General features: G+C 66.8%; 21 protein-coding genes. 7 read left to right on the plus strand and 14 right to left on the minus strand.

What is annotated here, in order from left to right; translation table 11 throughout:
* Positions 1–158: 158 nt before the first annotated feature.
* The 7 genes from AAG816_RS25610 to AAG816_RS25640 all read left to right on the plus strand — a co-directional run bounded on the left by AAG816_RS25610 (position 159) and on the right by AAG816_RS25640 (position 6,252).
* Positions 159–1,256 carry a hypothetical protein gene (locus AAG816_RS25610; RefSeq protein WP_341992545.1) on the plus strand — a complete coding sequence of 366 codons (1,098 nt, stop codon included), beginning with the start codon at positions 159–161 and terminating at the stop codon, positions 1,254–1,256.
* Positions 1,257–1,352: 96 nt separating this feature from the next.
* Positions 1,353–2,105 carry an alpha/beta hydrolase gene (locus AAG816_RS25615; RefSeq protein WP_341992546.1) on the plus strand — a complete coding sequence of 251 codons (753 nt, stop codon included), beginning with the start codon at positions 1,353–1,355 and terminating at the stop codon, positions 2,103–2,105.
* Positions 2,106–2,182: 77 nt separating this feature from the next.
* Entirely contained in the window at positions 2,183–3,037 is an 855-nt protein-coding gene (gene cysE / locus AAG816_RS25620) for a serine O-acetyltransferase (RefSeq protein WP_341992547.1), read from the plus strand.
* 85 nt (positions 3,038–3,122) lie between these two features.
* Positions 3,123–3,332: a DUF3126 family protein gene (locus AAG816_RS25625; protein ID WP_341992548.1), complete on the plus strand. Its 210-nt coding sequence runs from the start codon at positions 3,123–3,125 to the stop codon at positions 3,330–3,332.
* A 168-nt stretch (positions 3,333–3,500) separates the two neighbouring features.
* Positions 3,501–4,277, plus strand: coding sequence for a 3-oxoadipate enol-lactonase (gene pcaD / locus AAG816_RS25630; RefSeq protein ID WP_341992549.1), 777 nt, complete (start codon positions 3,501–3,503; stop codon positions 4,275–4,277).
* A 124-nt stretch (positions 4,278–4,401) separates the two neighbouring features.
* A complete protein-coding gene (locus AAG816_RS25635) occupies positions 4,402–5,517 on the plus strand; it encodes a cation diffusion facilitator family transporter (protein ID WP_341992550.1) in 1,116 nt (371 codons plus the stop codon).
* A 30-nt stretch (positions 5,518–5,547) separates the two neighbouring features.
* Entirely contained in the window at positions 5,548–6,252 is a 705-nt protein-coding gene (locus AAG816_RS25640) for an aspartate/glutamate racemase family protein (protein WP_341992551.1), read from the plus strand.
* A 7-nt stretch (positions 6,253–6,259) separates the two neighbouring features.
* Here the strand turns inward: AAG816_RS25640 and AAG816_RS25645 are convergent, their stop codons facing one another.
* From AAG816_RS25645 to nifH, 14 genes are all read right to left on the minus strand, one after another.
* Entirely contained in the window at positions 6,260–6,460 is a 201-nt protein-coding gene (locus AAG816_RS25645) for a formate dehydrogenase subunit delta (protein WP_341992563.1), read from the minus strand.
* Positions 6,461–6,530: 70 nt separating this feature from the next.
* A complete protein-coding gene (gene fdhD, locus AAG816_RS25650; protein WP_341992564.1) occupies positions 6,531–7,346 on the minus strand; it encodes a formate dehydrogenase accessory sulfurtransferase FdhD in 816 nt (271 codons plus the stop codon).
* Between the two features lie 243 nt (positions 7,347–7,589).
* Positions 7,590–10,427 (minus strand): formate dehydrogenase subunit alpha, encoded by a 2,838-nt coding sequence (gene fdhF, locus AAG816_RS25655; RefSeq protein WP_341992552.1) that lies wholly within the window; start codon positions 10,425–10,427, stop codon positions 7,590–7,592.
* A 10-nt stretch (positions 10,428–10,437) separates the two neighbouring features.
* Positions 10,438–11,994 carry an NADH-quinone oxidoreductase subunit NuoF gene (locus tag AAG816_RS25660; protein WP_341992553.1) on the minus strand — a complete coding sequence of 519 codons (1,557 nt, stop codon included), beginning with the start codon at positions 11,992–11,994 and terminating at the stop codon, positions 10,438–10,440.
* On the minus strand, positions 11,991–12,464 hold the full coding sequence (locus AAG816_RS25665) for a formate dehydrogenase subunit gamma (protein ID WP_341992554.1): 474 nt from the start codon (positions 12,462–12,464) through the stop codon (positions 11,991–11,993). Before AAG816_RS25665 ends, AAG816_RS25660 begins: the two co-directional genes overlap by 4 nt.
* Before the next feature lie 528 nt (positions 12,465–12,992).
* Positions 12,993–13,202, minus strand: a complete 210-nt coding sequence (locus AAG816_RS25670) for a CCE_0567 family metalloprotein (protein ID WP_341992555.1) — start codon at positions 13,200–13,202, stop codon at positions 12,993–12,995.
* 39 nt (positions 13,203–13,241) lie between these two features.
* On the minus strand, positions 13,242–13,535 hold the full coding sequence (locus AAG816_RS25675; RefSeq protein WP_341992556.1) for a ferredoxin family protein: 294 nt from the start codon (positions 13,533–13,535) through the stop codon (positions 13,242–13,244).
* 202 nt (positions 13,536–13,737) lie between these two features.
* A complete protein-coding gene (locus tag AAG816_RS25680) occupies positions 13,738–15,045 on the minus strand; it encodes an FAD-dependent oxidoreductase (RefSeq protein ID WP_341992557.1) in 1,308 nt (435 codons plus the stop codon).
* A 49-nt stretch (positions 15,046–15,094) separates the two neighbouring features.
* Complete coding sequence (locus tag AAG816_RS25685) at positions 15,095–16,204, minus strand: electron transfer flavoprotein subunit alpha/FixB family protein (protein WP_341992558.1); 1,110 nt, start codon at positions 16,202–16,204, stop codon at positions 15,095–15,097.
* A gap of 18 nt (positions 16,205–16,222) precedes the next feature.
* Positions 16,223–17,068: an electron transfer flavoprotein subunit beta/FixA family protein gene (locus AAG816_RS25690; RefSeq protein WP_341992559.1), complete on the minus strand. Its 846-nt coding sequence runs from the start codon at positions 17,066–17,068 to the stop codon at positions 16,223–16,225.
* Positions 17,069–17,427: 359 nt separating this feature from the next.
* Positions 17,428–17,778 carry a nitrogenase stabilizing/protective protein NifW gene (gene nifW / locus AAG816_RS25695; RefSeq protein ID WP_341992560.1) on the minus strand — a complete coding sequence of 117 codons (351 nt, stop codon included), beginning with the start codon at positions 17,776–17,778 and terminating at the stop codon, positions 17,428–17,430.
* Positions 17,779–18,031: 253 nt separating this feature from the next.
* A complete protein-coding gene (gene irr, locus AAG816_RS25700) occupies positions 18,032–18,586 on the minus strand; it encodes a Fur family transcriptional regulator Irr (protein ID WP_341992561.1) in 555 nt (184 codons plus the stop codon).
* Between the two features lie 12 nt (positions 18,587–18,598).
* Entirely contained in the window at positions 18,599–19,333 is a 735-nt protein-coding gene (locus AAG816_RS25705; RefSeq protein ID WP_341992565.1) for a nitrogen fixation protein NifQ, read from the minus strand.
* Between the two features lie 208 nt (positions 19,334–19,541).
* A partial coding sequence (nifH, locus tag AAG816_RS25710; protein ID WP_341992562.1) for a nitrogenase reductase occupies positions 19,542–20,129 on the minus strand: 588 nt, incomplete at its 5' end.

Genomic DNA, 20,129 nt, shown 5'->3' on the forward strand with positions numbered 1-20,129 from the left:
GGCCGCCCGGCTCTCAGGATGCCGGGCGGCCGGGACCGCCACGACGGAGCTGGCGGCAAAGGCAATCCTTGCGGCCGGTGGCCTTGAAGGAACCCCTTTTACAACCGAGGTGTTGTGCGGGTGGCGGTCCGGGCGGGACCGCCCGGAAGTGAAACCGCATGATCCGCATCTTCGCCCTGTTTGGCCTGCTCGCCGCGTTCGCGGGAGTTTTGCCGTGGGCATTGCCCGCCGCCAAGAGTGCTGCGCGGCTGGTCATGGCGCGGGATGATCCCCCGGCCCTGGCCGATCTGGCGGTGGCGCAACTGCCGCCCGCCGACCTCCTGCGGGAGATGTCCGCCGCGGTCACGGCCGCCGATGCGGATCTCGCCGCCTCCTATCTCGCACTCATGGATGGGCGCGGTATTCCGGTTCCCGCGGCGCAGCGGGCGCAGGTGGGGGCCTTGGTGGCGCAGCAAGGCTCCACCTTGAACCAGATGCGCAGTTTCGGCGCCGGCTTCATCAGCGGCCAGCCGGAGGATCTGGCCGGGTTCGCGGGCGCGGCGGTGGGCGACGTCATGGTCTGGGGCGACATTCGCGACGCCTCCCGGGAAGGCTGGAAATTGGCGCGAGGCGAAGACGCGGACGAGTTACTTCTGGGCCTCTCCGTCGCCGGCCTCGCTCTAACCGCCGGGACCTATGCCACCGTCGGTGGCGGGGCACCGGTGCGGGCTGGGGTCTCCCTCCTCAAGGCCGCCAAGCGTGGCGGTCGCCTGTCGGCGGATCTGATGGCCGGCCTGAGCCGCGCGGTGCGCGAGAGCGTGGACTTTGCCGCCCTGCGCCGGGCGCCGGCGGCGGTTGCCGCCCTCGATGGCGCCGCGCTCAAGACCGTCGTGCGCACCGAGCGCCTGCGGGATCTCGGCCGGGTGCTGGGGGACGTGGGGACCGTGGAGGCGAAGGCGGGAACGCGGGCCACCATGGAGGCGCTGCGACTTGCGGACGGGGCGGGCGATACGCGGCGTCTGGCCCGGCTGGCCGAAGCCAAAGGCCCGCAGACCCTGGCGCTGCTCAAGAGCCTTGGGCGCGCCGCCTTCACCATCACCGGCGCCGTGCTGGGATTGCTGTGGTGGGGGACGGGTGCGGTGATCTGGCTGGTGGGGGCGATCCTCACCTTCAACGCGCTGTGCGTCGCTTTGGTGCGGCCCTTGTGGCGCCGGCGCGGGCGTCCACGCCGGCGGGCGGACCGGCCCGTGGCGGCGAGCGCCATCCACAGCGTCTGACGGTATGGGAGTGGCGGATTTCCGCCGCTGGCTTCCCTCGAGGACCATCGCGCACTAGGTTCGCCCGGTCGCGTCGCCGCCCCTGCCGAGGATCCCATGCCCACTTTTATCTCCGACGGCCTGGAACTGTCCTATCTCGACGAGGGTGCGGGCGAGCCGGTGCTGCTGATCCATGGCTTCGGGTCCAGCAAGGAAATCAACTGGGTCTATCCCGGCTGGGTGAAGACCTTGACCGAGGCGGGACGGCGGGTGGTGGCGTTCGACCATCGCGGCCATGGCGCCTCCGCCAAGCTCTATGATCCGGCGCTCTATCACACCCGCCTGATGGCCAAGGATGCCAAGACCCTGCTCGACACGCTGGGGCTGCCCCGCGCCGATGTGATCGGCTATTCCATGGGCGCCCGCGTGACCGCCCAACTGGCCATCACCGAACCGGCGACGGTTCGCACCGCGGTTCTGGGCGGGCTCGGCATCCATCTGGTGGACGGCGTCGGCCTGCCGCAGACCATCGCCGATGCCCTGGAGGCGGACAGCCTGGACGACGTCACTGACCCCATGGGCCGGATGTTCCGGGCCTTCGCCGATACCAACAAGGGCGACCGCAAGGCCCTCGCCGCCTGCATCCGCGGCTCGCGCCAGAGCCTGTCGCGGGACGAGGTGGCCAGCATTCAGCAGCCGGTGATGGTGGCGGTCGGCACCCGCGACCTGATCGCCGGTGATCCGCGCCCGCTGGCGGAGCTGTTGCCGCATGGACAGGTTCTGGACATTCCCAACCGCGATCACAATCCGGCGGTGGGCGATAAAGTGTTCAAAAGCGGGGTTCTGGAGTTCCTTGCCGCGCACGCCTGACCCTAGGCGCGGGGTGGAATGACCCGGGCACCGGGGATGTGTTAGAACTGCGACCAACGGAATCCACGGAGGCAGCGATGCTTCATCCAAGCCTGCAAGTGACCAAGGCCGCGAACGACCGTCTGCCCGAGGTGTTGGACCCGGTGTGGGCCCGCCTGCGCAAGGAAGCGGAGGAGGCGGCCATCCGCGAGCCGCTGCTTGCCGGCCTGCTCAAGGGCGCCGTCCTGGGCCAGTCCAGCCTGGAAGCGGTGATCGGCGAGCGCATCGCCGCACGCCTCGACCATGCGGATTTGCCCGGCGCGGCCATCCGCGCGGTCTATCAGGAGGCGGTTGCCGCCGATCCGCGCATCTCCCAGGCCCTGCGCGCCGACATCATGGCGGTGGTGGACCGCGATCCGGCCACCACGCGGGTGCTGGAGCCGATCCTCTATTACAAGGGCTTTCATGCCCTGCAGGCGCACCGCCTGGCCCATTGGCTGTGGCATGCGGGACAGCGCGATGCCGCGCTTTATCTTCAGAGCCGGGTGTCGTCCGTGCTGACCGTGGACATCCATCCGGCGGTGCCCATGGGCCGCGGCATCTTCCTGGATCACGCCACCGGCCTGGTGGTGGGCGCGACCGCAGTGATCGAGGACGACGTGTCCATTCTCCAGGGCGTCACGCTCGGCGGCACCGGCAAGGAGCGGGGCGACCGCCATCCCAAGATCCGCCATGGGGTGCTGATCGGCGCCGGGGCGAAGGTGCTGGGCAACATTGAAGTGGGCCATTGCGCCCGCATCGCCGCCGGTTCCGTGGTGCTGCATCCGGTGCCACCGGCGACCACGGTCGCTGGCGTACCGGCAAAGGTGGTGGGCAATGCCGGCTGCGCCGAGCCCAGCCGGGCCATGGACCAGATGTTCGACCTGACCATTTACGCGGGCGCGGATATCTGACGCGCCTGTTTCCCATCGGTCGCCCCGGGCGGCTGCCTTTCCACGGGCGCCCGCGGGCGTGCCGTGACATTTCGGAGGACTAAAGTTGGAAAAGACCGAGATCGAACGCGTCCAGCGCTATCTCCGCACCCTGTTCGGCAATCCGCAGATCAAGGTGACGCCGCGCCACAAGAAGAAGGACTCGGCGGAAGTGTATCTCGGCGAGGAGTTCATCGGCGTGCTGTTCAAGGACGAAGAGGACGACGAACTGTCCTACAATTTCCAGATGGCGATCCTGGACAGCGACCTGGAGTGACCCCGGCCGTCCGCCGCTCCCATCCGGAGCGGCGGTCCCTCCCGGTGGCACGGCGCGGTCCCGTCGGCGCGAGGCTGCCGCAAGTCGCGTTCCCGGCAGAAAGTGGCTTCCCCCCGGCGCGGGCAGCGGATAAATCGGATTGGCATACAATATCCAGCCGAGGTTTCCGTGTCCGTCCTCGACATCGCCGGTGAACGCTTCCGCTTCCAGATCGATGGGCCGCAGGATGCGCCGCCCTTGGTGCTGGCCCATTCCCTCGGCACTTCCCTTGAAATGTTCGATCCGGTGGTGCCGGCGCTCGCCCGCCGCTTCCGCGTCGTGCGCTACGACGCCCGCGGCCACGGCCAGAGTTCCGCGCCCGATGCGGTCTATGCCATGGGGGATCTGGGCCGCGACCTGCTGAATATTCTCGATAAACTCGCGCTCGGCCCCGTGGATCTGTGCGGCCTGTCGCTGGGCGGCATGGTGGGCCAGTGGGTGGCGCTGCATGCGCCGCAGCGGCTGCGCCGTCTGGTGCTGGCCAATACCACCGCTTATGCCGGCCCGCCGCGGGTGTGGGAGGGGCGGATCAAGGCGGTGCGCCATTCTGGAACCGCGCCCATCGCCGATGCGGTCGTCGACAGTTGGTTCACACTGGAGTTCCGCGCCCGCAATCCCGATGCGGTGGCCAAGGTGCGGGCGATGGTCGTCGCCACTCCGGCATCCGGCTATACCGGCACCAGTTGCGGTATGCGGGACATGGATTTTCGTCCCGACCTGCCGCGCATCACCACGCCGACGCTGGTGATCGTCTCCGAGCAGGACCGCGCCACGCCGCCCGCGTGGGGCGAGGCCGTGGCTGCGGCGATCCCCGCGGCGCGACTGGTGCGCCTGCCCGGTGGCCATATGTCCCCGATCGAGCAGCCTGAGGGCTTTGCCGCAGCGGTGATGGGCTTCCTGGCCTGAAGCGTCACGGGCCTGCCATGGGCGTTGGTTAACCCGCTCGGCAGAGGCAACGCCGCAGGGTGACTTGGGACGAAGCTTATGGGCAAATGGCCGGCGCAGTGGCCGGTGGCGGGAGAGACGAGACATGAGCGGCGGCCACAATCATGGGGGCGATGCCCCGCGCGCCAGCAGCGCACCGGCGGCCGCCGCGCCGGTGGATCATTCCAAGCACACGCATGCCGGGCACGATCATGGGGCGCATGATCATAGCGCGCATGGCCACGACGATCACGCCCACGACCCTTCGGGGCAGGATCACGGCGCGGACGGTCACGGGGCTGGCGGGCATGACCATGCCGGCCATGGACTCGCGGGGCACGCCCACGCGGTTCCCACCTCGCTGAAGGCGTTCGCCATCGGCGCCTCGGTGAATTTCGGCTTCGTGGTCATCGAGGCCGGCTTCGGCTATTTCGCCGATTCCCTCGCCTTGATGGCGGATGCCGGCCACAATCTCTCCGATGTGCTCGGCCTGCTGCTGGCCTGGGGCGCCGCGTGGCTGTCGCAGCGCACGCCCACCGCCCGGCGGACCTTCGGCTTCGGGCGCACCTCCATCATGGCGGCGCTGGCCAATGCCATCATTCTGCTCGTGGGCACCGGCGGCATCGCGGTGGAAGCGCTCTCCCGCTTCAGCGATCCCGCCCCCATCCAGACCGGCATCGTCATGGTTGTCGCATTGGTGGGAATTGCGGTGAACTTCGGCACCGCCCTCCTGTTCATGGCCGGCCGCAAGGGCGATCTGAACGTGCGCGGCGCCTTCGTGCATCTGATGGCCGATGCGGCGGTGTCCCTGGGCGTGGTGATTGCCGCAGGCGTGATCGCGCTCACCGGCTGGCTCTGGCTCGATCCCGCGGTCAGCCTGATGATCGCGGTGGTGATCGTGGTCGGCACCTGGGGCCTGTTCCGCGACAGCGTGGATCTGGCGGTTGACGCGGTGCCCCGCCATGTGGATCGCCAGCAGGTGGAAGCCTATCTGGTCGCTTTGCCGGGGGTGGTGGAGGTGCATGACCTTCACATCTGGGGCCTCTCCACCACCGAGGTGGCGCTGACCGTGCATCTGGTGCGCCCGCAGCAGATGCTGGATGACGCCTTCATTGCCGAGACCTGCGGCGCGCTGAAAGGCCGCTTCGGCATCGGCCACGCCACCATCCAGATCGAGGCCGGCACCCATCCGTGCGGGCTGGCATCGGCACAGGTGGTGTGACGGATGGGGCGGCACGGCGGAGCTATCGGCATGACGCAGACCATTGGGCTGATCGGCGGCATGAGCTGGGAAAGCTCGGCGCACTATTACCGCATCATCAATCAGGCGATGCGCGAGCGCCTGGGTGGGGTGCATTCCGCCCGCAGCCTGATGTTCTCGGTTGATTTCGGCGAGATCGAGCGGCTTCAGCATGACGGCGACTGGGAGGGCCTCACCGCCCGGATGATCGACGCCGCGCAGCGCCTGGAGCGCGGCGGCGCCGACTTCTTCCTGATCTGCACCAACACCATGCATCGGATGGCGGGCGAGGTTGCCGCCAGCGTCTCCATTCCTCTGCTGCATATCGCCGATCCCACCGCTGCCGCCGTCGCCGCTGCGGGCTATGGCCGGGTCGGGCTGCTCGGGACCGCCTTCACCATGGAGCAGGCCTTCTACACGGGACGGCTGCGCGATGCCTTCGGCCTCGACGTGCTGGTGCCGGAGGCGGCGGACCGCGCGGTGGTCCACGACATCATCTATCGCGAACTGGTGGTTGGGGACGTGCGGGCAACGTCCCGCGCCGCCTATGCCGAAATCATCGCCCGTCTGGTGGCGCGGGGCGCCGAAGCCATCATCCTTGGCTGCACCGAGATCATGCTGCTGGTGCAACCGGCGGACAGTGCCGTTCCGCTGTTCGATACCACTACGCTGCACGCCTTGGCCGCGGTGGAGCGGGCCGTGGCAGGGCAGGGCTGAGGCGCCCTCAGGCCGCGGACGCCTTCTGCGGCAGACCCTTCAGCGCTTCCCGGGCGATGGGCGACAGGCCGTTCTCCGGCAGCGCCAGCACGTCTGCGATCTTGGCCCGCATGCGCGGATCCCAGAATTTCTGGATATGCACCCGGGTGCCTTCCACCGCCGCCGCGTGGGGCTGGCTGGCGAAGAAGGTGGCGATCTGGTTGGCCATATAGACCAGCCGGTCGTCGGTGCTGGTGTGGGAGGCGCTGTCATGGGCGCCGTCGTGGTGGGTATCTTCGCTATGCGACATGGGCCTGCCGTGGGGACGCCCCGAGGTCGATGCGCTCGGGATGGGTGAAGAGATCAAAGCCGTCGCTGCGAACGACGGCGGCGAGAGTGATGCCGGCTTTGTCGGCGGTGCGGATGGCCAGCGAGGTGGGCGCAGACACTGCAGCAATCACTGGAACCCCAAGGACCGCAGCCTTCTGCACCATTTCAATGGAGACACGGCTGGTGAGCAGCAGCAGGCCCTTGGCGGGCTCGGCATCCAGGCGGGCGACCTTGCCCACGAGCTTGTCGAGCGCGTTGTGGCGGCCGACATCCTCGGCAACCGCCAGAAGGCCGCGCCCGGGCTCGAAATAGCCGGCCGCATGGACCGCACGGGTCTCGTGATTCAGCGCCTGTGCCGGACCGAGAAGCGCCATGGCCTCCAGCAAGGTCGTGGCGGCAAACACCGGGCGGCTGGTGACCTGGGCGGCGGGCTTGATGGCTTCCGCCAGGCTCTCCACCCCGCACAGGCCGCAGCCGGTGGGGCCGGCGAGATAGCGACGCCGGGCACCCAGCACCGCCATCTTTTCCTCGGCGATCCACATGCGGGCCTCGATGCCATCCTCCACTGCGATCACGTCGAGGCTGAGGATGTCCGCCGGGGTGGAAATGATGCCTTCGGATAGCGAGAACCCGAGGGCAAACGCTTCGATGTCCACGGGCGAGGCCATCATCACCGCATGGGTGGTGCCATTATAGGTAAGGGCAACCGGGGTTTCCTCCGGCACCGCCCGTTCGCCGTTGCTCACCCCGTCCGCGCGCCACACCGCGCGCGTCACGCGCCGCACCGGCTCCGGGAAATCGGGGATCTCCGGCAGGTCGGCGGCGGTGAGATCCGGCATGATGCCGGGAGTCGGTGTCACGTCGGGCAGTCCCTGGTCGGGCGTGGGTGGTGAATGGCGGTTAGGTGTCTCATCGGGCATCGGGCGCCTCGCGCTGGCATCAGCGCTTCACATTGGCTCCGATGCCGGCAAGTGCAAGCCGGTCGCGCGTTTCGGACGCGACCGGCCTTCTGTCTCGGTCCTGCGGGATCACTCCGCCGCTTGGGCGATGCGGCGGCTCTCGCGCGAGCGCTTCTCATAGTCTTCCTGCCACTGGCTCGGCCCGTTGGAGGGCGCCACCTGCACGGCGGTGACCTTGTATTCCGGGCAGTTGGTGGCCCAGTCGGAGAAGTCCGTGGTCACCACGTTCGCCTGGGTCACCGGATGGTGGAAGGTGGTGTAGACCACGCCCGGCGACATGCGCTCGGAGATCTTGGCCTTGAGCGAGGTGCCCCCGGCGCGGCTCTCCAGCTTCACATAGTCCCCGTCGCGAATGCCGCGGTTCTCGGCATCATGGGGATGGATCTCCAGCACGTCCTCGGGATGCCAGGCCACATTCTCGGTGCGCCGGGTCTGGGCGCCCACATTATACTGGCTGAGGATGCGCCCGGTGGTGAGCAGCAGCGGGAAGCGCGGGCCGGTGCGCTCGTCGGTGGGCACGTATTCGGTGAGCATGAACTTGCCCTTGCCGCGCACGAAGCCGCCGATATGCATCACCGGCGTGCCCTCGGGGGCCGCCGCATTGCACGGCCACTGCACCGAGCCCATTTCGTTCAGCTTCTGGTAGGAGACCCCGGTGAAAGTGGGGGTGAGGCGGGCGATCTCGTCCATGATCTCGCTGGGATGGGCATAATCCATGGGATAGCCCAGCGCATTGGAGAGCAGGATGGTGATCTCCCAGTCGCCATAGCCGTTCTTGGGCGCCATCACCTTGCGGATGCGCTGGATGCGGCGCTCGGCATTGGTGAAGGTGCCGTCCTTCTCCAGGAACGAGCAGCCCGGCAGGAAGACATGGGCGAAGTTCGCGGTCTCGTTCAGGAACAGGTCCTGCACCACGATGCATTCCATGGCCCCGAGGCCGGCGGACACATGGCGGGTGTCGGGGTCGGACTGGAGGATGTCCTCGCCCTGCACATAGAGGCCCTTGAACGTGCCATCCACGGCCGCATCGAACATGTTGGGAATGCGCAGGCCGGGCTCATCGTCCAGCGTCACGCCCCACACGCCTTCGAACAGGGCCCGGGTGGCATCGTCCGACACATGGCGATAGCCGGACAATTCGTGCGGGAACGAACCCATGTCGCAGGCACCCTGCACATTGTTCTGCCCGCGCAGCGGGTTCACGCCCACGCCCTTGCGGCCGATATTGCCGGTGGCCATGGCCAGGTTGGCGATGGCGATGACCGTGGTCGAACCCTGCGAATGCTCGGTCACACCGAGGCCATAATAGATCGCCGCATTGCCGCCGGTGGCATAGAGGCGGGCGGCCGCGCGCAGTTTGACGGGATCGACGCCGGTATATTTCTCCACCGCTTCCGGGGAGTGACGCTCTTCGGCCACGAAGGCGGCCCATTCCTGGAACTCGTCCCACTCGCAGCGCTCACGCACGAAGGTCTCGTTCACCAGGCCCTCGGTGACGATGACGTGGGCGAGGGCCGTGACCACCGCCACATTGGTGCCGGGCCGCAGCGGCAGGTGATAGTCCGCCTCCACATGCGGGGTGCGCACCAGATCGATCTTGCGCGGGTCGACGATGATCAGCTTGGCACCTTCGCGCAGGCGCTTCTTCATGCGCGAGCCGAACACCGGATGGCCGTCGGTGGGGTTGGCGCCGATCACCAGAATGGTGTCGGTATCTTCGATGGAATCGAAGTCCTGGGTGCCCGCCGAGGTGCCGTAGGTCTGGGAGAGACCATAGCCGGTGGGCGAATGGCAGACGCGGGCGCAGGTGTCCACATTGTTGTTGCCGAAGGCGCCGCGGATCAGCTTCTGGACCAGATAGGTCTCTTCATTGGTGCAGCGCGAGGAGGTGATGCCACCCACCGAGCGGCGGCCATACTTTTCCTGGATGCGCTTGAACTCGGAGGCGGCGTAGGCGATCGCCTCGTCCCAGCTCACTTCGGTCCAGGGATCCTGGATCGAGGAGCGGATCATGGGCTTGAGGATGCGTTCCTTATGGGCAGCATAGCCATAAGCGAAGCGACCCTTGACGCAGGAATGGCCGCGATTGGCCTTGCCGTCCTTGTAGGGCACCATGCGCACCAGTTCGTCGCCGCGCATTTCCGCCTTGAAGGTGCAGCCGACGCCGCAATAAGCGCAGGTGGTCACCACCGAATGCTCGGGGGTGCCGATGGCGATCATCGACTTTTCGTTTAGCGTGGCAGTGGGGCAGGCCTGCACGCAGGCGCCGCAGGACACGCATTCCGACGACAGGAAGGTCTCGCTCATGCCTGCCGAGACCCGCGAACCGAAGCCGCGGCCGGAAATGGTCAGGGCGAACGTGCCCTGAACCTCTTCACAGGCGCGTACGCAGCGATTGCAGACGATGCACTTCGACTGTTCGTAGGTGAAGTAGGGGTTGGACTCGTCCTTGCCCAGCTTGGTGTGGTTCTCGCCCTGGTAGCCGTAGCGCACTTCGCGCAGGCCGACCACGCCGGCCATGTCCTGCAATTCGCAATCGCCATTGGCCGAGCAGGTCAGGCAATCCAGCGGATGGTCGGAGATGTAAAGCTCCATCACCCCCTTGCGGATCTGCTTCAGCCGTTCGGTCTGGGTCTTGACCACGATGCCTTCCGCCACCGGCGTGGTGCAGGAGGCGGGCGTGCCGTTGCGGCCTTCGATCTCGATCAGGCACAGGCGGCAGGAGCCGAACGCCTCCAGCATGTCGCTGGCGCAGAGCTTGGGGATCTGGTTCCCCACCTCCATGGCGGCGCGCATGATGGAGGTGCCTTCGGGCACCTGCACCTTCATGCCGTCGATGGTGAGGTTCACCAGCTTTTCGGACTTGGAGAGCGGCGTGCCGTAGTCGATTTCATGCACGAGGGACATGGGGCGTCTCCTATTCGGCGGCCACGGGCAGCTTCGGCGCGACACCGAAGTCTTCCGGGAAATGGGTGAGGGCGCTCAGAACCGGGTAGGGCGTGAACCCGCCGAGCGCGCACAGCGAGCCCAGCTTCATGGTCTGGCAGAGGTCGGTGAGCACCGCGAGATTGGCGTCGCGGCGGTCGTTGGCCATGATCTTGTCGAGGGTCTCGACGCCGCGCGTCGAGCCGATGCGGCAGGGCGTGCACTTGCCGCAGCTCTCATGGGCGCAGAATTCCATGGCGAAGCGCGCCATGTGGGCCATGTCGGCGGTGTCGTCGAACACCACCAGGCCGCCATGGCCGATGAGCGCGTCCTTGGCCGCGAACGCCTCATAGTCGAACGGGGTATCGAACTGCGACACCGGCATGTAGGCGCCCAGCGGGCCACCGGCCTGCACGGCCTTGACCGGACGGCCAGAGGCAGTGCCGCCGGCAATGTCGTTCACCAGTTCGCCCAGCGAGATGCCGAAAGCGGTCTCATACAGGCCGCCGAACTTCACATTGCCGGCGATCTGGATTGGCATGGTGCCGCGCGACCGGCCCATGCCGAAGTCGCGGTAGAAGGCGCCGCCCTTGTCCAGGATGATCGGCACGGTCGCCAGGGAGATCAAATTGTTGATGACGGTGGGCTTGCCGAACAGGCCCTTGTGCGCCGGCAGCGGCGGCTTGGCGCGGACCACGCCGCGCTTGCCTTCCAGGCTGTCCAGCAGCGCGGTTTCCTCGCCGCACACATAGGCGCCGGCGCCCATGCGCATCTCGATATCGAAATCATACTGCGAGCCGGCGACATTCTTGCCCAGCAGGCCGGCGGCACGGGCGATCAGGATCGCCTTCTCCATCACCACCAGCGACAGCGGATATTCCGAGCGGCAATAGACAAAGCCCTTGGTGGCGCCCACCGCGAGGCCGGCGATGGTCATGCCCTCGATCAGGCAGAACGGGTCGGCTTCCATGATCATGCGGTCGGCGAAGGTGCCGCTGTCGCCCTCGTCCGCATTGCATACGATGTAGCGCTGGTCGGCCGGGGCGGCCGCCACCGTGCGCCACTTGATGCCGGTGGGAAAGCCCGCGCCGCCGCGGCCGCGCAGGCCGCTGTCGAATACCTGCTCGACGGTGGCGGAGGGGCCGATCTCAATGGCTTTGGCGAGGCCCTTGTAACCGTCGTGGGCCTTGTAGTCTTCCAGCGACAGCGGATCGATGATGCCGCAGCGGGCAAATGTCAGCCGGGTCTGGTTCTTGAGATAGGGGATTTCCTCCACCACGCCAACGCAGAGCGGATGATCCCCGCCCTCCAGGAATCCGGCAGCCAACAGGCCATCCACGTCCGAGGGCTTCACCGGGCCATAGCCGACACGGCCGCGCGGGGTTTCCACCTCCAGCAGGGGCTCCAGCCAGAACAGGCCGCGCGAGCCGTTGCGCACGATCTGCGCCGAGGCGCCGCGCGCGGCGAGCGCCGCTTCCAGCTTGAGCGCGACACGGTCGGCGCCGCAGGCGACGGCGGTGGCGTCATTGGGGACGTAAAGGCGGCTCATCGGTTGCTCTCCGCCACCAGTTCGTCAATGCAGCTCTCGTCCAGGCGGCCCACCAGGCGACCGTCGATCATGCCGGCGGGTGCACAGGCGCACAGGCCGAGGCAATAGATGGGCTCAAGGGTCACCCGGCCGTCCGGCGAGGTTTCGCCCATGGCCACGCCCAGGCGCTCTTCCGCATAAGCGGTGAGGGTGTCCGAGCCCATGGACTGGCAGGCTTCCGCCGCGCACAGCTTGATGACGTGGCGGCCCGGGGGCTCGCGCCGGAAGTCATGATAGAAGGTGACAACGCCGTAGACTTCCGCCCGCGACAGGTTGAGGCTCTCGGCAATCATCGGCACCACCGGATCGGGCACGAAGCCGAAGGTCTCCTGCACCGCATGCAGGATGGGCATGGTGGCGCCATCCAGATGCCGGTGCGAGGCAATGATCTCCGATGCGCGGTTGGCGCTCCACGGTTCGTAGCCGGCCATCGGCGAAACCCTTCCCTATGCCGCTTGAAGCGGTTTTCCTTGTGATCGTTCCAAGGAGAATGTCACAGGCGGGGGCGGGATCAAGCGAGCTGTGGGATGTTGCGATAGAACATCTCTATGCAAATAAGGCAGTGTGCCGCGCTGGAATGATCGTTTTGCGTGGCTTTCCGGGGAAATCGGTGAGGAGAGCCACGGCGCAAAACCGTTATTTTGCGCGAATTGATCGGGGTTCTCTATCTTCACGCAGCAGCACTGTGCCATGTCGAGGCGATTGTGCGCCGCAATATGATGTGGCCGCTTGGGCTGGCCTGTCGCGATCACGCATGAAGCAATTTTCAGTGAAAGCCGGGCCGTTCCCCCCGAGGGCGGGCCTTCGGCGGGCTGGGGCCGGGCCGTTTCCGCAGCGTGGCGCTTCGGATATGCGGTGTCCGACAGCAAAACGCCGCCGCGGACCCGAGTCGGCGGGTCGGCGGCGGCGTTTCATCGTTTGCGGTGCCGGCCCGCACTGCGCGGACCTGAAGGAGCAGGTCAGGCCGCGGCACCGGCCTGCAGGGCCGCCAGGGCCTTGCGGGCGTCGTCCAGCGCCTTGAAGGTGTCATAGGTCTCCTGCGCCACCGTCAGGATATTCTCCCAGCCGGTGGGCAGATCCTCGGACAGATCGTGCAGATTCATCTTGGTGTTCACGGATTTGGACGAGAGCTTCTTGATCTCGGCCTTCAGGGTCTCGATGTCGGACATGCTTGCCTCTCCTTGGTGGTCACCGGCGATGCGGGCGGTTCAGCCGAACTTGAACAGCACGCCATAGCCGCCGCGCGGATAGCTCCATTCGATGTCGCCGCTGGGCTCGGCGATCACCCGGCAGGTGCCGCATTCCACGCATCCATCCACGGTGACTTCCACTTGGCCGGCCTCATTGAGGTCATAGCAGCGGGCCGGGCACAGCTTGAGCATGCTCAGCAGCGGGGCGGTGGGCACGGTGTGCGGGCGCACCTTGATGTGGGCGCGTCCGGCATCCACGAGGTAGCGATTGTAGAACAACTTGTCTTCCACACGGACTTGCGGGTCGCTCATGGTCGATCTCCATCCTGGCTGGCCGCGTCGGGCTCACGGCCCTGGCGCGTCGGAAAACATGGGAGGCAGCGTCGCGCGCTGCTGTGGCTCAGACGTCGCCCGTCGCGGGATCGCGGCGGGCCTGATGGCCGGATCGAAGCACAGGGACCGCGGCCGGCTTCCGCGGTGAAATCCAACGCCACGGAACGCGGCGCGGCCAAAGTCAGCGCCAGGCGCGGGCGAAGCGGAAGGCATCGCCGAACAGGCCCAGCCATGAACGCGCCTCGACGAAGGAGCGCAGGGTGGACTTTTCCTTCTCCACCTTCGGCGTGCCATCTACCCGCAGGAAGTTCTGCATGGCCTTGGACACCAGTTGCGGATAGGTGAGGAAGAAATTCTGCGACTGAATATGCATCAGCGCAGGCATGTCCTTGTATTTCTTCATGTCCTTCATCACGAAGGACTCATCCAGCATGGTCTTGTAGAGCGCGAGGTTCTTGGCCACCATCGGCTCGCGGCGGGACTTGATCTGGAAGATGGCCTCGGCAGCGATACGGCCCGAGGTCATGGCGAGGTTCGAGCCCTCGCGGTGGATGGCATTGTTAAGCTGGGCCGCATCGCCGACCACCACCCAGCCGTCGCCATAGAGCTGCGGGATCGCCTTGAAGCCGCCCTCGGGAATGAGGTGGGCGGCATATTCCTTTACTTCCGAGCCTTCGATCAGCGGCGCCACCGAGGGATGCGCCTTGAAGCGCTCCAGCAGGCCATAGGGGGTCTCGCCGGTATTCTGGAAATCCGCCACCAGGCAGCCGATGCCCAGCGAGACGCATTCCTTGTTGGCATAGATGAAGCCCATGCCGGTCATGCCGCGGGAGATGGTGCCGGCTGCCTCGATCACCACGCCCTCGTCGCCCTTGAGATTGAAGCGGGCTTCGATGGTCTCGCGCGGGAGGAAGTGCATTTCCTTCACCGCCAGGGCCACGTTTTCCGGCTTGGGCCGGGCGCGCAATTCGGCCTTGGTGCCCAGCAGTCCGTTCACGCCTTCCGCCAGCACCACCACATCCGCGTGGATCTGCCCGCCGCTGCGGTCGGTGCGCACGCCGATCACCCGGCCATAGGCATCCTGCACCAGTTCGGTCACCGTGGTCTCGCACAGCACCGTGGCGCCGGCCTCGCGGACCTTGGAGGAGAACCATTTGTCGAACTGGGCGCGGATGATGGTGTAGCGGTTCGGCTTCTCCTCGTTGAAGTCGTCCGACTTGTAGTGCAGCCCCACATGGGAGCGGTCGTCCATCATCCAGAAGCGCTGCTCCACCAGATGGCGTTCCAGCGGGGCGTCCTCGCGGAAGTCGGGGATCAGCTTCTCCAGCATGTCCGCATAGAGAATGGCCCCCTGGACATTCTTGGAGCCGGAATATTCCCCGCGCTCCAGTTGCAGCACCTTCAGACCGCGTTGGGCGAGGGTGAGCGCGGCGGCATTGCCCGCCATGCCGGCCCCGACGACGATCGCGTCAAACTTCTCATCGATCATGGCACGCTCCTCTCCGCAAAGCCTGCGGCCTTGCTGGCCCTGTGAAAGTTCAGCTGGCGATCCGGTCGCGGGAGTGCGGGGACAGCCGTGCGCGGAATGCCTCCGTCAGCGCCGGCAGCAGCCGGATGGCGTCGGTGACGATGCCCACATGGGCGAAATCGAAGATCGGCGCGTTCTTGTCGGTATTGATCGCGACGATGAAGTCCGAACCTTCCACCCCGACCCGGTGCTGGATCGCCCCGGAGATGCCGGCGGCGATGTAGAGCTTGGGCCGGATGGTCTTGCCGGTCTGGCCGATCTGCCGGTCCGACGTCACCCAGCCCTTCTGCACCAGTGGGCGCGAGCAGCCATATTCCGCCCCCAGCACCGCCGCCAACTGGCGCACCAGCTGGAAATTCTCCGGCGAGCCAAGCCCCAGTCCGCCCGCCACCACCACGTCGGCGAAGGCCAGGTTGGACTTGGCGCTGTCCCGGTCCGGCAGGAACGACAGCACCTTGGTGACGATGTCGTCTTCCACTAGCCCCAGCGGATGGGTGATGATGCGCCCTGCCTCTCGCTCCACCCGCTCCGGCATGGCCATGACGCGGGGGCGCACGGTCGCCATCTGCGGCCGGTAGTTGAGGGTGTAGATGGTGCACATCAGCGAGCCGCCGAAGGTGGGGCGGGTGGCGGCCAGCGAGCCGTCCGTGTCCACGTCCAGCTCGGTGCAGTCGGCGGTGAGGCCGGTGAGCAGGGTGGTGGCCACCGAGCCGGCGAGATCCCTGCCCAAAGTGGTGGCGCCCAGCAGCAGGATCTCCGGCTGGTAGGTGTTCACCACGTCGGTGAGGGCCTTGGTATAGGCCTCGTTGCGATAGTCGGTGAGCAGGTCGTCCGCCACCACATAGGCCAGATCCGCGCCATAGCAGAAGGCCTCGGCGGCGGCGGCGCGGGTGGCTTCACCCTCCGGGCCGATGACCACGGCGGCCAGCTCCACCTTCAGCTTGTCGGCCAGCTTGCGCCCGGCGCCCAGCAATTCCCAGGACACCGGATGGACCTGGCCGCGCTCCTGCTCGATGAACACCCAGACGTGCTTATACGCCTTGAAGTGCTCGGGCAGTTCCTTCTTGGTGGCGGCCCGTCCAGCAGCGGCAGGGGCGGGGGCTTTGGTGGGTTCGCTCATGGCTTGGCTCCCTTGTCCTCAATAGCCGCGGGCCAGCGCCGCCAGCTCGGTTTCGAGCTTGGGCTGGCGGGCGAAGATGGTTTCGATCAGCGCATCGGCGGGGGCGCGGGTGCCCACGTCCACCATGGCGGCCTTCTCGGCCCGCGGCGCCGGCGCGAACACCCGCTTGACGATGGTGGGCGAGCCGCGCAGGCCGCACTTGGCAATGTCCTCGACACCGGCATCCTGCGCGCTCCAGCGCACAATCTCGGCGCGGGCGGCGCGCAGGGCATCGGCCATGCCGCCGCGGCGGATCTCATTGGTCGCCTCCAGCATGGTGATGAGGCAGGGCAGGCGAGTCTTCAGGATCTGCACCCCACCTTCGGAGCGCCGTTCCGCCTCGATGGTCCGCTCCGTCAAGTCGAGGGCGCTGACCTTGGCCACATAAGTGAGCTGCAGCAGGCCCAGACGCTTGGCGATCCCCGGTCCCACCTGGGCGGTGTCGCCGTCGATGGTCTGCTTGCCGGTGAAGATCAGGTCCGGCGTGCCGAAGGTCTCGCCGATCTTGCGCACCGCGGTGGCCAGCGCATAGGTGGTGGCCAGCGTATCGGCGCCGGCGAAGAAGCGGTCGGTGAGCAGCACCGCGCGATCGGCGCCGAAGGTGAGCGCCTTGCGCAGGCTGTCCTCGGCGGAGGGCGGGCCCATGGTCAAGACCGTGACCTCGCCGCCGAACTGATCCCGCAGCGCCAGCGCCGCCTCCAGTGCGAACAGGTCATAGGGATTGATGATCGTGGGCACACCCTGGCGCATGATCGTATTGGTCACCGGGTGGACGCGGATCTGCGCGGAATCTGGGACCTGCTTGATGCAGACGACACTGTGCATGGGAGGTGCTCCGAACGTGGCTGGCAGCCTTGGCTAGGAGAACAGCAAGTGTCATACCAAGTGCGCTGGCATTAAAATAGTGTAGTTATATCAATGGCATGTAAGGCATGGTGTTGGCGATGTCGGGCCTGGCGGTGCAACGTTCGGGGCGAATGGTTCATGCCGCGTCGGGAATACGACAGCCCGGTCCGGTTTGGGCGCGCGCCATAGGGCGGGGCGTTGATTGCGGGGCGTCCACGGCCGGGCGCGGTACGGATAAGCGCGGGCTGCGCAAAGCCTGCCGAACGCACGCACGGCGCCCCGCCGGCCGGCACCAATGTGCGGGCCGATCAGAGGCGCCGTCGGATGCGTGGACGCGGCTACTTCAGGGTGGTCAGCGGCACGAAGGTCGGCGGCTTGGGCGGCTTGACCGCATCCTTCAGCACCTTGAACACCCGCTGGTCGATGGGCGAGGAGGCGACGAAGTCCGCATAGGCCTTTTCCAGCACCGCCTTGCAGCGCTCGGCCACCACCGTGTCGGGCTGGCCGGAGAAGTCTTCGCTGACCAGATACTGGCCCATGCGACGCAGGATGTGGAGCCGCGCCACGTTGAGCAATTGCGGATCATAGTCCACCGCGAGCAGGGTGAAGAAATCCTCGGCGGAGGAGGTCTTGTTCAACTGGTCGAGGATGCCGCTCGACGCCTGCGCGGACCCTGGAGAGCTACTCATCGCGAACCTCCTTCAAGCGTGTCCGGTGCGCAGATGCACCGACCCTGTCCGAGCATTGACAACGGCCCGCTCGGTCCCCCGCAGCGCAGGTCGGCGCCGCGCGGGCGTACTGCCCCTTGGACGAAGCAACCGTCGTGCCAGCGGGAACGCGGGCCTAAGCCCTTGAGCTTGCGAAGGGTTCGCATTGGCGCCCTCTGTCGGCATTCGGACACGGCCGCAGTGTCACCCTCCGTGTACCGACAGCATGTGATCGTTATCCGCGCGTAGGGCGTGCGGGTGCCCGCCGCAGTCGCACGATCACTTCCACACCACCCACCTCGAAGTCGGCGGGGATCGGCGGCAGGCGGCCGATCACCACATGATCGGCCGGGATATCCACCAGCGCGTGCTCGCCCTCGATGAAAAAGTGATGATGTCGGCTCGGGTTGGTGTCGAAGAAGGCGATGGTGGCGTTGATGCCGATGCGGCGCAGCAGCCCGGCTTCGGTGAAGTGGTTCAGCGTATTGTAGACGGTGGCCAGCGACATGGGGATGCGCGCCTTCACTGCCTCATCGTGCAAGGCACTGGCGGTGATGTGCCGATGGCCCTTGGAGAACAGCAAGCGGGCCAGGACGACGCGCTGGCGGGTGGGGCGGAGTCCCGCACGGCGCAACATGCTGCTGCAATCGGCCCAGGGCCGATCGTCTGGCACCGTGCGCCGCCAGACTTGGCGCAGATGCGGCGTGAAGTCATCCGCGTCCATCTGATCGGGCCTGCCGTGGCCGGCGTGAACCGACTCGCCGGAAATGTCGGTGCGCATGTCATCCATGGGGCAAGCCAATCACTGGGAGGAAGAGGGGGCGGCGGAGGATGCGCCGAGCGCAAGGGTGCGCCGGCGGTCGGCCATGCGGCTCTCGCCGCTTTCATCCCCGAAGCACAGATCGAAATCTGCGCATTGGGTGCAGACCGGCGTGGCGCACATGACGAAGCCGTCGTCCTCGCACATCATCCGGTAGAAGAAGCGTTTCCACCGCATGTTGTTGGCATTTCGGGCGGCCAGCGGGCCAAAGTGGCGGGCCATCAATCGGGTAAGTTCCGAACGATCGCGCAGCCCCAGATCTTCCCAGAGATGGTTGGGGGCCATGGCGCGGCGCGCCAGCATCGCGGCCAGCCAGCGACCCATGTCGCCGGCGGTGGATCGCCGCGCCAGCAGCAGGTCACGCACCAGCGCCGCTTCGTCGTCCATGGCGGCATCCGGCGATGCCGGGGGCGAGCCGGCCCGCCATGCCGGCGGAACGTCGCCGGTGGAAAAGCAGACGCTCAGCACCGTTGCGAGATCGGCGGGATCGAGGCCGCAGTGGGCGGCAAGGGCATCGCCTTCCGTGGCCGAGACCGCAAGGATCGATGCCAGCACGTGCCGGTCGAAGGCGCCGTCATCGCTGATCACCGCGCGTTCCGGCCAGGTGCCCGTGAGCCGGCGGTAGGCGTCCGCGGCCGAGACGGCGGGAGCAGCGGCGGCGCTTGTGCGTGACGGGGCTGGGGGCACCGGATCGAGGGAGCCGGCGTGGGGGGCCATGAGGATCACGATTGCGCTCCAAAACCGGTGTTGGCTTGCTCCTTGGTGGCGGATCCGTCCTTGGGCCTGAAGCCTTCTGGCGCTCAGGGCGCCGGGGCGTTTCTCTCCGCTGTCTTTGTTGACGGGCGCGGCTTTGCCGCTTGGCCGGCTGGGCAGAAGCCGGCGAGGAGAATGGCCCGAGGCGAACCTCGCCTCGGGCCGCGCCGGATCAGGCCGACATGGCGGCCAGTTCGGCGGCGGTCTTGCCGACGACGGTCTCGTCCACGGCCTTCATGATGCCGTGCTCCATGAGCATGTCTTCCAGCTCGTCCATGGTGATGGGGGTCGGGATGATGCCCTTGCCGCCATTGGCATGGATCTTCGTCGCCAGGCTGCGATAGTGGCCGGCCTGAACGCTGTCGGGAGCGTATTCGAGCACGGTCATGCGGCGCAGTTCGGCATGCTGCACGATGTTGTCGCGCGGTACGAAGTAGATCAGGTGGGTGCCGAGCTTCTTGGCCATGGCTTCCGCCAGTTCCAGCTCCTTGTCGGTCTGGCGCTCATTGCAGACCAGCCCGCCCAACCGCACGCCGCCGGAATTGGCGTATTTGAGAATACCCTTGGAGATGTTGTTGGCCGCATACATGGCCATCATCTCGCCGGACATGACGATGTAGATTTCCTGCGCCTTGTTCTCGCGGATGGGCATGGCGAAACCGCCGCACACCACGTCGCCGAGCACGTCGTAGGAGACATAGTCGATGTCTTCGTAGGCGCCGTTCTCCTCCAGGAAGTTGATGGAGGTGATGACGCCGCG

Origin of the sequence: Azorhizobium sp. AG788 (genome assembly GCF_943371865.1) — a bacterium.
GTDB lineage: Bacteria > Pseudomonadota > Alphaproteobacteria > Rhizobiales > Xanthobacteraceae > Azorhizobium.

Coding starts and splice junctions, on each gene's coding strand:
- AAG816_RS25690 (WP_341992559.1), bottom strand. CDS start 17,068: ATGCACAGTGTCGTCTGCATCAAGCAGGTCCCAGATTCCGCGCAGATC.
- AAG816_RS25640 (WP_341992551.1), top strand. CDS start 5,548: ATGACGCAGACCATTGGGCTGATCGGCGGCATGAGCTGGGAAAGCTCG.
- cysE (WP_341992547.1), top strand. CDS start 2,183: ATGCTTCATCCAAGCCTGCAAGTGACCAAGGCCGCGAACGACCGTCTG.
- fdhF (WP_341992552.1), bottom strand. CDS start 10,427: ATGTCCCTCGTGCATGAAATCGACTACGGCACGCCGCTCTCCAAGTCC.
- AAG816_RS25610 (WP_341992545.1), top strand. CDS start 159: ATGATCCGCATCTTCGCCCTGTTTGGCCTGCTCGCCGCGTTCGCGGGA.
- AAG816_RS25660 (WP_341992553.1), bottom strand. CDS start 11,994: ATGAGCCGCCTTTACGTCCCCAATGACGCCACCGCCGTCGCCTGCGGC.
- irr (WP_341992561.1), bottom strand. CDS start 18,586: ATGGATGACATGCGCACCGACATTTCCGGCGAGTCGGTTCACGCCGGC.
- AAG816_RS25635 (WP_341992550.1), top strand. CDS start 4,402: ATGAGCGGCGGCCACAATCATGGGGGCGATGCCCCGCGCGCCAGCAGC.
- AAG816_RS25670 (WP_341992555.1), bottom strand. CDS start 13,202: ATGTCCGACATCGAGACCCTGAAGGCCGAGATCAAGAAGCTCTCGTCC.
- AAG816_RS25685 (WP_341992558.1), bottom strand. CDS start 16,204: ATGAGCGAACCCACCAAAGCCCCCGCCCCTGCCGCTGCTGGACGGGCC.
- AAG816_RS25675 (WP_341992556.1), bottom strand. CDS start 13,535: ATGAGCGACCCGCAAGTCCGTGTGGAAGACAAGTTGTTCTACAATCGC.
- AAG816_RS25615 (WP_341992546.1), top strand. CDS start 1,353: ATGCCCACTTTTATCTCCGACGGCCTGGAACTGTCCTATCTCGACGAG.
- AAG816_RS25645 (WP_341992563.1), bottom strand. CDS start 6,460: ATGGCCAACCAGATCGCCACCTTCTTCGCCAGCCAGCCCCACGCGGCG.
- AAG816_RS25680 (WP_341992557.1), bottom strand. CDS start 15,045: ATGATCGATGAGAAGTTTGACGCGATCGTCGTCGGGGCCGGCATGGCG.
- nifW (WP_341992560.1), bottom strand. CDS start 17,778: ATGAGTAGCTCTCCAGGGTCCGCGCAGGCGTCGAGCGGCATCCTCGAC.
- AAG816_RS25705 (WP_341992565.1), bottom strand. CDS start 19,333: ATGGCCCCCCACGCCGGCTCCCTCGATCCGGTGCCCCCAGCCCCGTCA.
- AAG816_RS25665 (WP_341992554.1), bottom strand. CDS start 12,464: ATGGCCGGCTACGAACCGTGGAGCGCCAACCGCGCATCGGAGATCATT.